The organism is Hamadaea sp. NPDC051192 (assembly GCF_040682475.1).
Lineage (GTDB): Bacteria > Actinomycetota > Actinomycetes > Mycobacteriales > Micromonosporaceae > Hamadaea > Hamadaea flava.
In genome coordinates, this window is record NZ_JBFBAZ010000026.1 from 73430 (window position 1) to 83515 (window position 10086).

The window sequence follows — 10086 nt, forward strand, 5'->3', positions numbered from 1 at the left end:
CGAGCGAGGCGTACCGAGCGGCTCAGCTATTCACCATGAAGTAGGCAGCCCGCTCCAGGTAGTCCCACAGGGTCTGCTCAAGCTCCGGCTCCAGGCCCAGCGAGTCGACTGCCACCCGCATGTGCTTGAGCCAGGCGTCACGAGCCTCGGCGTCCACCGTGAAGGGCGCGTGGCGTATGCGGAGCCGCGGATGCCCGCGCTCGTCCGAGTACGTCGTCGGCCCGCCCCAGTACTGGACCAGGAACTTGGTGAGCCGGTCGCGCGCCGGGCCGAGGTCCTCCTCCGGGTACATCGGGCGGAGCAGCGGGTCGTCGGCGACCCCGGCGTAGAAGGCGTCCACCAGCTTCCGGAAGGTCGGCTCGCCGCCGAACTGTTCGTACAGGCTGACCGTCACGCCCTCAATCTTGCCAGGCGGTTCGCCGGACGGCACATCAAGATCAGGCGGCGGCGACCGGCTGGGCGGTGCTCGGCTTCGGGGCGGCCTCGGCCAGCGCCCGGTCGAACAGCTCCCGGCTGGGCCAGGTCGCCGCGACGGTCACGATGAGGATGAGACCGAGAACACTCCACAGCCCGATCGCGGTGGGCACCCGCAGGTGCCAGTTGGAGAGCATGCCGGCCGCGATGATGCCGCCGCCCTGGCAGAGCTGGAGGCCCATCTGCATGACGCCGAAGGCCCGTGCGCGGTAACCCTCCGGCAGCACCCGGACGAACAGGGCGTTCGCCGTCGGCAGCATGCCTGCCGCGAAGAAGCCGCAGAGCGCCGACATCAGGCAGACGCCGAGCAGGCCGGGCTGCAGCAGGGACGGGATCAGGACCGCCGGGATGGCCAGCGAGAAGGGCAGCAACAGGCGACGCCGCCGGGCCGGGCTGAGCGCCCGGGTCAGGATCAGCGCGCCGAGGGCGGCGCCGACCGGCGAGGACATCATGATCAGGCCCTGCCAGAGGCCCCGGTTGGCGGTGGAGACGCCGTCCAGCTGGTTGGCCCAGGCCGCGCCCAGACCCTCCGGGACCGTCGTGAAGAGCATGGCGCTGAACACCAGCAGCGCGATCGACCGCATCGTGGTGGAGCTGAACACCATCCGGAAGCCCTCGCCGGTCTCCCGGATCAGGTGGTGCTGCCCGGAGACGACGATCGGCGGGCGGGCGGTGACCCAGAGGGTCAGGAGCAGGGCCGAGGCGGCGAACGTGGCCGCGTCGAACATCAGCGCCCCCCGCGGGCTGACCGCCGCCAGGAGGCCGCCGACGAGATAGCCGCCGACCTGGGCGATCTGGCCGGCGGTGAGGTTCAGCGCGGTGCCGACCGGCAGCTGGTCGCCCGGCAGGATCTGGGGCAGCAGCGCCGACCGGGCCGCCTGCGCGGGCGGGCTGGCGAGCGAGGCCAGGAAGAGCAGCACCAGCATGCCCCACAGCGGCATCCCAGGGACGGCGACCAGCGCCACCAGGCACATCCGGGCCACGTCGCACAGGATCATCACGTTGCGGTACGCGTACCGCTCGGCGAGGGTGGCCAGCACCGGTCCGGCGATCAGCCACGGTGCGTAGCTCAGCGCGAAGGCGACCGCCGAGAGACCGGGCGACCCCGTCTGGCTGAAGACGAGCGCAGTGATCGCCGCTTTGGCGAAATAGTCCCCGACGAGGGAGAGCATGTTCGCCGTGAAGACCGTCCGATATTCGCCGCCGGCCAGCACCTCGCGATAAGTCGCAGAGCGTTCATCCTGTGCGGGTGCTTTCCGCGCGCCATCCTCGGGGGTGGTCCGGGACACCGTGGAGCCTCCAGTTTTCGCGAACGGCGGTGCATATGGGTCGGTCACCGCGTCGCAATTTGGGCGACGAACGACGTTCCTGTGGTGCTATGAGTCCCGATTCTGCCCGAATAGCTGAGGCTTGGCTAGTCCCCACGGATGACGTCCACCGGTACCCGGCCTATACCGGGGCCGGACCGCGTACGCCGTTCTCCCCGTCACCAGGAGTGCTGGGGCGCAGCCCCCGGGACGCCGCGATGGTGGCCGCGATGCCGGAGCTCTCCAGCGCCTCGGTCATCCGGCGGCGCAGCTCGCGCAGGATACGGGCATGGGTGTCGTTGGTGGTCTTGGCGATCACGCGGACGGTCGCGCCGTCGACGGTCACCGCCTCGATCCCGGCCACCTCCGGCGGCTCCAGGAAGTCGTCGGCGTACGCCGGATCCTCGGCGAACCGCAGCAGCGCCGTCCGCAGTACGCTCACCGCCTCGTCCACGCCGGCGAAGCCGATCGGCAGATCGACGATGGCGACGGCGTGCCCCTGGCTCTTGTTGCCGACTCGGATGATCTCGCCGTTGCGGACATACCAGACGATGCCCTGACCGTCGCGGATCGTGATGGTACGCAGCCCGACCGCCTCGACGACGCCGACGACGTCGCCCACGTCGACCGTGTCGCCCACGCCGTACTGGTCCTCCAGCAACATGAACAGCCCGGCGATGAGGTCCTTGACCAACGACTGCGCGCCGAAGCCGAGCGCGGCGCCGACGATGCCGAGACCCGCCACCAGCGGTGTCAGGTTGATGCCCAACTCGGCCAGGACCATCAGCCCGGCGATGGAGAAGACCGTGACGGTGACGAAGCTGCGCAGCACCGAGCCGATCGCCGCCGCCCGCTGGCGTCGCCGTTCGGGGAACAGCGACGTCGGCTCGGTCAGCGAGGAGGGCAGCTTCTCCCGCAGCGGGCGCAGGATCGTGGGGATCTTGCCCTCGCCCGCCCGGTCGGTCATCCGCGTGATCGTCCGGTGCAGGACCGCGCGGAGGATCAGGGCCAGCACCACGATCAGCACGATGCGGGCCGGCTTGATCACCCACAGGCTCGCCTCGGCCACCTTCGCGTTCTTGAACCAGTCGTAGAACTGCATGCAGGCGCTGTCGCCGTCGCAGTCGACCGTGGGCGTCGGGGAGGGGGTGGCATCGGCGAGGAATTGAAGGAGTAGCGCGGTCACGAGACGTTAGTACAGCACGGTCGGCTGAGAGATCCAGTCCGCCGGTAATTTCCGGCATTTCCGACGCGTTGGGCTACATGGCGGTGAATTCTTCGCCCGAAGTCGAAAAAGGTCGTGCGTTTAGCACATCCGTCGGTCACGATTGTCACAGGCCCCCCGGCCGGGGGAACGACAACGGCGCGAGAAGGGTGACGGCGATGCCTGACATACGACACATGAAGAGCTCAGCAGCACTGGTCCTGAACGCGACTTATGAGCCCTTGTGTGTCGTCACTGTTCGACGCGCCGCGATCCTGATCCTGTCCGGCAAAGCCGTCTGTGTCGCCGACGGCGACGGCGTGCTCCACAGCACCCGCCGGGCCCTGCCGATCCCTTTGGTGATAAGGCTTCAGCGCTACGTGCGCGTGCCTTACCGGACGCATGTCGGCCTGTCCCGCCGGGCGATCTTCGCCCGCGACGGCGGTCGCTGCGTCTACTGCCTCGGCCCGGCCGAGACGATCGACCACGTGATGCCGAAGTCCAAAGGCGGCGGCCATCACTGGGAGAACGTCGTGGCGGCCTGCGCCAAGTGCAACCACTCCAAGGGCGACAAGACGCTGGCCGAGCTCGGCTGGCGGCTGCCCGCCCAGCCCGCCGCCCCACGCGGCGCCGCATGGCGGGTGCTCGGTCACCGGGCCCCCGACCCGAGGTGGGAGGAGTGGCTGGCCCCAGCCCTCTGACCTGCCTTCCGACTTACCAACAAGGGGTACGCCCACCGGCGTACCCCTTGTTTCATGCCTTGTGGACCTCGATGAGCGAGGCGAAGACGATGACGTTGCTCGCGTAGCCGAGGTCTCCGCCCACCCACGAGCCGCCGCAGGTGATGAGCCGTAGGCCGGGCCGGGAGTAGTCGGTGTAGACGCGCTTGGCCGGCAGGTCCGACTTGCGGAAGGTCTCGACGGAGTTGACCTCGAAGACCGCGACGTTCCGATCTCGCCGGGTGATCTGGATGCGCGCGCCTGCCTTGAGATCCCCGAGCTTGTGGAAGACCGCCGGGCGGTCGTGGGTGTCCACGTGGCCGACCAGAATGGCCGGGCCGTACTGACCAGGACTCGGCCCTTCGGTGAACCACCCGGCCTCATTGGTGAGCGACAGCGAGGGGACGGCGATGGCGCCGTCCCGATCCCGGCCGACGCCGTGCACGGTGGCCCGGACGCCGATCGACGGGATCACGATCCGGGTCGGCCGGCTCGGCCCGAGCACGGGGAACTCGCCCGGCGGGGCCTTGGTGCCCGCGCCGAACAGGTCAGGCAGTGAGAACGCACCGGTGGCCTGGCCCAGCCCGACACCCGCGCAGAAGATCCCGGCGAGCACGAGCAGACCGGCCAGCCACCCTGTCCACCGGCCGGTCCGGCGGTTCACTGCCGGACTTCACGCCGCCGGCGGGCCGTCCAGAAGGCCAGCGCGCCACCGGCCGCCACCGCGGCGAGGCCACCGGCGAGCAGGCCGGTGCCGCCACCACCGTGAGCAAGATAACCACCGCCGGTGTTCGGGCCCTTGGTCGGCGTCGACGAGGCGCTGATCACCCAGACGGTCGTGGTCGCGGTGCTGCCGCTGGCACAGGTCAGTTTGACCGAGTACCCGGCGGGCTTCTTGTCCGACGGGATGGTCGCGGATCCGATGAGGAACCCCTTCTCCGGGGTCAGCGTGACCGTGCCGAACGCGCTGGAGGTGGCCTTCGCGGCGTTCGGGTTCGCGCCACAGCTACCGCGCAACGCCACCTGGTATCCGGCGAGGATGGTCGACGGGTTCACCTCGATGAAGACGGTGTCGGCATGGGCCGGCACCGCCGGTCCCAACAGGAGTGTCGCGGCTCCGGCGAGCAACGCGGCGCCTCCCACGGCTAGGCGGGACAGAACAGCCCTCATGGCGATTCCTCTCGTATGTCCTGCTCGTCATCCTTACAGAGATTCGTAACCGCTTTACGAGATTGGCGGGATTTCTCGGCGTACCCCGCCACGCTGGGTGATCGCCGGTAGGTTTAGCTTTAGGAGGTCCACCGTCCTGTTGGACGCCTTTATTGGGGGGCGTTGATCTTGGATATTGCGCAGACCGTTCTCACCTTCGTCGTGGCGCCACTCGCCGTGATCGTGGTGGTCGCGGCTCTCGTGTACGCCGGAAGCGGCAAGAGTCGTGCCAAGCGCTACCGGCCGGGCCGGTCCTTCGACTCGGCGCCGGTCTGGTTCACCTCCTCGGCCCACGGGTCCGGCGAGGAGTCCGGTGAGCACGCGCAGGCGGCGTTGCCTGCGGCGACCGGCAGCGAGCTGGCCACGGCCGCGACGGCCACGGCACCCGGCGTGACGGGAGGCGCAAGTGACCGCTGGTGACGACACCCAGACCCCGCCGGCCGACGGTCCGTTCACGACCCGGCAGCTGCTCCGCCTCGACGAGGCGCTGAAGCAGGCCGACCAGACGACCGGCCTCTCGTTCAGCATCTACTGCGGACGCCTCGACGAGCCCGTCCGCGAAGCGGCCGAGAAGCTGCACGGCGAACTCGCCGAACCGGCCCGCTCGGTACTCCTGGCGGCCTCGCCGGAGCAGCGCCAGCTGGAGATCGTGACCGGGGAGCAGGCGCGCAAGCGGCTGCACGACCGCGACTGCAAGCTCGCGGCGTTCTCGATGGCCGCCGCGTTCAACGGCGGCGACCTCGCGGGCGGCTTCATCAGCGGGCTCGCGATGCTGGTGAACCTCGCCGGCCGCTCGTAACTCAACACACTCAAACGGCCCCGCTCGTGTGAGCGGGGCCGTTCTCGTATTTCCCGCAGATGACGGTTACGCATCCTTCCGCGGCCGGAACTGGCCTGCGTAACCCTGATCTGCAGCTGTCGCAGGCGCGTCGGCGGCGCGGGCCGCCGACGCGTAAGTGCGTCAGGCGGCGGTGTCGCACGCCCGAGCGGCCAGTGCCCGCTCGACGGAGTCCTTGCCCTCGGCGATGAGCCGCCGCAGCGGGGCCGGGTGCCCGTCCTGCGCCAGCCACGCCTCGGTGGCCGCCACCGTCTCCGGGCTCACCTGCATCGCCGGGTACCCGAGGACGAGGAACTCCTGCGCCGGCTCGCTGTCGCGCTTCGCCCAGATCTCCGCCGCCACGTCCAGGTACTTCTGGGCGTACGGCTTGGTCAGCTCGATCTGCGTGGAGTGCTGGAAGCCGAGCAGCAGCGCCCGGGAACGCCAGTTGGCCGGCTCGGCGTCGCCGGTCAGCTCGGCCCAGACCTCGGCCTTCACCGCCGGGTCCGGCTGGAGGGCGTACGCCGTCGCCGACTCCTTGTCACCGCTGGCCGTCTGGTCGGCGGCGTGCTCGTTCTGGATGTCGTCGCCGGTGAGCACCCCGAGCGCGGAGAGCGCCTGGACGAGCTGCCACCGCAGTTCGCCCGTGATGGTCAACCCCTCCGGTACGCCGTCGCCGTCCAGCCAGCCCTTGAGCACGGCGGCTTCCGCCGGCTGCCGGGCCGCCCCGATGAACGTACGCGCCCAGATGAGCTGCGTACCACTGCCCGGTTCGGCCGAGGCGACGACCTCGCGAGCCGTCGCGGCCAGGCGCGCCCAGCCCTCGGGCGCCCACGCCGGGTCGGCGTAGAACGTCAACGCCGTCCGCAGCTGGTTGAGCGTCGCGGTGACGAGCGACGAGTCGGTCTCGACCGGCAGACCCGAGACGACCTGGGTGAGGTAGTCCCGCGCGGCCAGTTCGGCGTCCCGGACCATGTCCCAGGTCGCCGTCCAGCACAGCGCGCGGGTCAGCGACGACTCGAAGCCGCCGATGTGGTTGACGACGGTCTCCAGGGACCGGTCGTCCAGCCGCAGCTTCAGGTAGGAGTAGTCGCCCTCGTTGAGCACGAGCACGTCGGCGGCGCGTACGCCGGCCAGCGCGGAGATCGTCGTCGACGCCCCCGCGACGTCCACCTCGAGCACGTCCCGGCGGACGAGCTTGCCGTCGGCCAGGTCGTAGAGGCCGACCCCGATCCGGTGCGTACGCAGGACGGGGTGGCTGTCCGGAGCGGACTGCCGCACGACGACCGACTCGTAGGTGCCGTCCGTCGCGATCTCGACGACCGGGGTCAGGGTGTTGACCTGGGCCGTCTTCAGCCACTGGTCGGCGAAGTCGGTCAGCTCCCGACCCGAGGCCGTCTCCAACTCGGTCAGCAGATCGGTGAACGTGGCGTTCGACCAGGCGTGCTTGGCGAAGTACGCCCGCAGCCCCGTGACGAACGCGTCGATCCCGACGTACGCGACGAGCTGCTTGATGACCGACGCGCCCTTGGCGTACGTGATGCCGTCGAAGTTGACCTCGACCGCCGCGACGTCGGGCATCTCGCAGTAGACGGGGTGGGTCGACGACATCTGGTCCTGGCGGTAGCCCCAGTTCTTGCGGATCGACAGGAACGTCGTCCAGGCGTCGACGAACCGGGTGTTCTCGGTGTTGGCCCAGTGCGAGGCCCACTCCGCGAACGACTCGTTCAGCCACAGGTCGTCCCACCAGCGCATGGTGACCAGATCGCCGAACCACATGTGCGCCATCTCGTGCAGGATCGTGTTGGCGCGCTGCTCCTTCTCGTAGTCGGTGACGGCCGACCGGAAGATGAACCAGGTCTCGGCGTTGGTGATGCAGCCGAAGTTCTCCATCGCGCCGGCGTTGAACTCCGGGACGATCAGCTGGTCGTACTTCGGCAGCGGGTAGCGCACGCCGAACTGCTGGTGGAAGAAGTCGAAGCCCTGCTTGGTGAGCAGGAAGATGTCGTCCGGGTCGAGGTACTGCGCCATGCTCTGGCGGCAGAAGATGCCCAGGTCGATGCCGTCGTGCTCGTCGCGTACCTCGTGGTAGGGGCCGGCGCAGAGCGCGGTCACGTAGGTGCTCATCTTGGCCGACTGGGCGAAGTGCACGACCTGCGCGCCGGCGTCGGTCTTCTCGACCCGGTCGACGACCGAGTTGGAGACGACCTTCCAATGCGCCGGGGCGGTCACGTGCCAGGTGTAGGTCGCCTTGAGGTCGGGCTGGTCGAAGCACGCGTACGCCTTCTGGGCGTCCTGCGTCTCGAACTGGCTGTAGAGGTAGACCTCCTTGTCGACCGGGTCCACCGCGCGGTGCAGACCCTGGCCGGAGGTCGAGTAGTCGAAGTCGGCGTCGACGACGAGCCGGTTCTGCGCGGCGAGACCGGTCAGGACCAGGCCGGTGCTGTCGGACCAGCCGGAGACGTCGACCGGCGAGCCGTTGAGCGTCGCGCTGCGTACCGACCGGGCGGCGAGCTCGATGAAGGTCTGCGCGCCGGGTTCGGCGCAGTCGAAGGCGACCTCGGTGACAGTCCGGAAGGTTCCGTCTCCGGGATTGCCGGAGCCGTCGGTGAGATCGATCGTGATGTCGTACGTGCCCACCGTCAGCAGACGGGCTCGCTCGACCGCCTCCGCCTGGGTGAGGTTGCGCACTCCTGCCACGGGGGCAACTCCTTAGTCGAATAAGTAGGAAGTCAACGCTGTGGGTAAGCACCCATCGTTTCCTGGACCCTAACACCGGAGCGTGTGGCCAACGTGGCCCTCTGTCGTTGAGCAATACATGGCTGAAAACAATGCCGCGCCTTGGACGCTGCGGGTCCACCCGGCCGAGGTGGCCGCCTGCCGTGGCACCCTCCACTTCGACGTCCGCCCCGGCCAGTGGGCCGACCCCGAACTGGTCGATCTGCTCGCCCCGCCGATCGTCGTCCGTGCCCACCTGGGCAACGGCCGCCACCGCGCGAGCGAGGCCCTCGCCCAGCGCATCCCGCATTACGTGCCCACGTGGCGAGACCTGGCCGGGGCGCTCGCCCCGGCTTGAGCCGGCAGCGGTATTTTCGAGCACCATGACGGTTGTGCACCCGATCTCTCGCGCCTGGCTCGCCACGCCCACCGGCAACACCGGAGCGCAGAACTACGACGAGTTCGCCGACGACGCCGAGATCACCGCGATCATCGAGGCCGACCCGGCCAGCGCGCTGGCGATCGAGATGCCCCACCTGGCCCCCGACTCCCTGGGCAGCAGCTTCCTCGACGCGCTGCCGGCCGCGCAGCGCCGGCTCGCCGCCCTGCAGGAGTCCGGCGCGCTCAGCTCGGCCGACGAGGTAGTCGTGGTCTACCGGATCACCGCCCCCGACGGTGCGGTCGGCTACGGCCTCTGGGCGATGGTCGACACCGACCAGATCTCGACCAGCGCCGACGAGCCCGGCCTGGTCATCCGCAACGAAGACGTCTTCCTCGCCAAGGTCAAGGAACGCGTCGCGCTCTTCCAGGCCGTCGGCCACCTGCTCAGCCCGGTCCTGCTCCTCCAGACCGCCCGGGGCGACGAACTGCACGCCGCACTCGCCGCCGCCGTCGCGGATCTCGGTCCGTCCGCCGCCAGCGACGTCGACCCCGCTGGGCGTACCCACGAAATCTGGCCGGTGAGCGGGACCGACCCCCTGGCCGCGAGTCTCGCAGGCCTCGCGGGTGGCGGCGAGCTGGTCGTCGCGGACGGCAACCACCGGTCTCTCGCGGCCCAGGTCGGCGAGCTGCCGCGGTTCCTCGCAGTCGTGACCACCCCGGCGTCCGTGGCCATCCAGCCCTACAACCGTCTGCTCGCGGACCTCCCGCTGCCGCCGAACGAGCTGGTCTCGACGCTGGAGAAGACCGGCGCCACGGTCACCGCGCTCAGCGGCCCGGTCACGGTCCCGGCCACTCGCGGCACCATCCACTTGTACGCACAAAGCGGCCACTGGAGCATCGTGTTGCCCCCGTCGGCCGGCGTGCCCGACGTGGAGAACCTCGACCACGCCCTGGTCGAGCGGCTGGTCTTCAGCGAGGCGCTGGCCCTCGACCCCGGCGACAAGCGGATCACCTACGTCGGCGGCGACTATCCGGCCGACTGGCTCGCCGGCGAAGTCGACGCGGGCCGCGCCGCCCTCGCGATCCTGATCGCACCCGTGACCGTGGCCGACTTCGTGGCCGTGAACCTCGCCCGGGAGAAGCTCCCGCGCAAGTCCACCTGGTTCACCCCGAAAGCCCGCGCCGGCCTCGTCACCGCCCAGCTCTCCTAGCGCTCCGGATCAGGGTTGTGGGTCGAATCTTGGGACAAGATTCGAC

General features: G+C 69.6%; 11 protein-coding genes. 5 read left to right on the forward strand and 6 right to left on the reverse strand.

The window, feature by feature from the left end:
- Nucleotides 1–22: 22 nt before the first annotated feature.
- The 3 genes from AB0M47_RS14220 to AB0M47_RS14230 all read right to left on the reverse strand — a co-directional run bounded on the left by AB0M47_RS14220 (nt 23) and on the right by AB0M47_RS14230 (nt 2967).
- Entirely contained in the window at nt 23–403 is a 381-nt protein-coding gene (locus tag AB0M47_RS14220; RefSeq protein ID WP_363412829.1) for a globin, read from the reverse strand.
- A 34-nt stretch (nt 404–437) separates the two neighbouring features.
- Nucleotides 438–1763 (reverse strand): MFS transporter, encoded by a 1326-nt coding sequence (locus tag AB0M47_RS14225; protein WP_363412810.1) that lies wholly within the window; start codon nt 1761–1763, stop codon nt 438–440.
- Nucleotides 1764–1923: 160 nt separating this feature from the next.
- Nucleotides 1924–2967: a mechanosensitive ion channel domain-containing protein gene (locus AB0M47_RS14230; RefSeq protein ID WP_253761003.1), complete on the reverse strand. Its 1044-nt coding sequence runs from the start codon at nt 2965–2967 to the stop codon at nt 1924–1926.
- 197 nt (nt 2968–3164) lie between these two features.
- Here AB0M47_RS14230 and AB0M47_RS14235 point away from each other — a divergent pair, with 197 nt between their 5' ends.
- Nucleotides 3165–3686 carry an HNH endonuclease gene (locus tag AB0M47_RS14235; protein ID WP_253761004.1) on the forward strand — a complete coding sequence of 174 codons (522 nt, stop codon included), beginning with the start codon at nt 3165–3167 and terminating at the stop codon, nt 3684–3686.
- A gap of 52 nt (nt 3687–3738) precedes the next feature.
- Here the strand turns inward: AB0M47_RS14235 and AB0M47_RS14240 are convergent, their stop codons facing one another.
- Together AB0M47_RS14240 and AB0M47_RS14245 are read right to left on the reverse strand one after the other, a co-directional pair.
- The gene (locus tag AB0M47_RS14240; protein WP_363412813.1) at nt 3739–4368 is read right to left on the reverse strand and encodes a class F sortase; all 630 of its coding nucleotides are present in this window, start codon (nt 4366–4368) and stop codon (nt 3739–3741) included.
- Nucleotides 4365–4874 (reverse strand): hypothetical protein, encoded by a 510-nt coding sequence (locus AB0M47_RS14245; protein WP_363412815.1) that lies wholly within the window; start codon nt 4872–4874, stop codon nt 4365–4367. The genes AB0M47_RS14240 and AB0M47_RS14245 overlap by 4 nt, the downstream gene beginning before the upstream one ends.
- 162 nt (nt 4875–5036) lie before the next feature.
- On the opposite strand from AB0M47_RS14245, the gene AB0M47_RS14250 reads away from it, so the two are divergent.
- Together AB0M47_RS14250 and AB0M47_RS14255 are read left to right on the forward strand one after the other, a co-directional pair.
- Nucleotides 5037–5333 (forward strand): hypothetical protein, encoded by a 297-nt coding sequence (locus AB0M47_RS14250; RefSeq protein WP_363412817.1) that lies wholly within the window; start codon nt 5037–5039, stop codon nt 5331–5333.
- On the forward strand, nt 5320–5712 hold the full coding sequence (locus tag AB0M47_RS14255; RefSeq protein WP_253761008.1) for a DUF5130 family protein: 393 nt from the start codon (nt 5320–5322) through the stop codon (nt 5710–5712). Before AB0M47_RS14250 ends, AB0M47_RS14255 begins: the two co-directional genes overlap by 14 nt.
- A gap of 162 nt (nt 5713–5874) precedes the next feature.
- Here the strand turns inward: AB0M47_RS14255 and pepN are convergent, their stop codons facing one another.
- Nucleotides 5875–8421, reverse strand: coding sequence for an aminopeptidase N (gene pepN, locus AB0M47_RS14260; RefSeq protein WP_363412831.1), 2547 nt, complete (start codon nt 8419–8421; stop codon nt 5875–5877).
- Between the two features lie 127 nt (nt 8422–8548).
- Between pepN and AB0M47_RS14265 the strand changes: the two genes are divergently transcribed.
- Together AB0M47_RS14265 and AB0M47_RS14270 are read left to right on the forward strand one after the other, a co-directional pair.
- A complete protein-coding gene (locus AB0M47_RS14265) occupies nt 8549–8806 on the forward strand; it encodes a hypothetical protein (protein WP_363412819.1) in 258 nt (85 codons plus the stop codon).
- A gap of 25 nt (nt 8807–8831) precedes the next feature.
- Nucleotides 8832–10040, forward strand: a complete 1209-nt coding sequence (locus tag AB0M47_RS14270) for a DUF1015 family protein (protein ID WP_363412821.1) — start codon at nt 8832–8834, stop codon at nt 10038–10040.
- Nucleotides 10041–10086: the final 46 nt, after the last annotated feature.

Coding starts and splice junctions, on each gene's coding strand:
- AB0M47_RS14235 (WP_253761004.1), top strand. CDS start 3,165: ATGCCTGACATACGACACATGAAGAGCTCAGCAGCACTGGTCCTGAAC.
- AB0M47_RS14245 (WP_363412815.1), bottom strand. CDS start 4,874: ATGAGGGCTGTTCTGTCCCGCCTAGCCGTGGGAGGCGCCGCGTTGCTC.
- AB0M47_RS14265 (WP_363412819.1), top strand. CDS start 8,549: ATGGCTGAAAACAATGCCGCGCCTTGGACGCTGCGGGTCCACCCGGCC.
- AB0M47_RS14270 (WP_363412821.1), top strand. CDS start 8,832: ATGACGGTTGTGCACCCGATCTCTCGCGCCTGGCTCGCCACGCCCACC.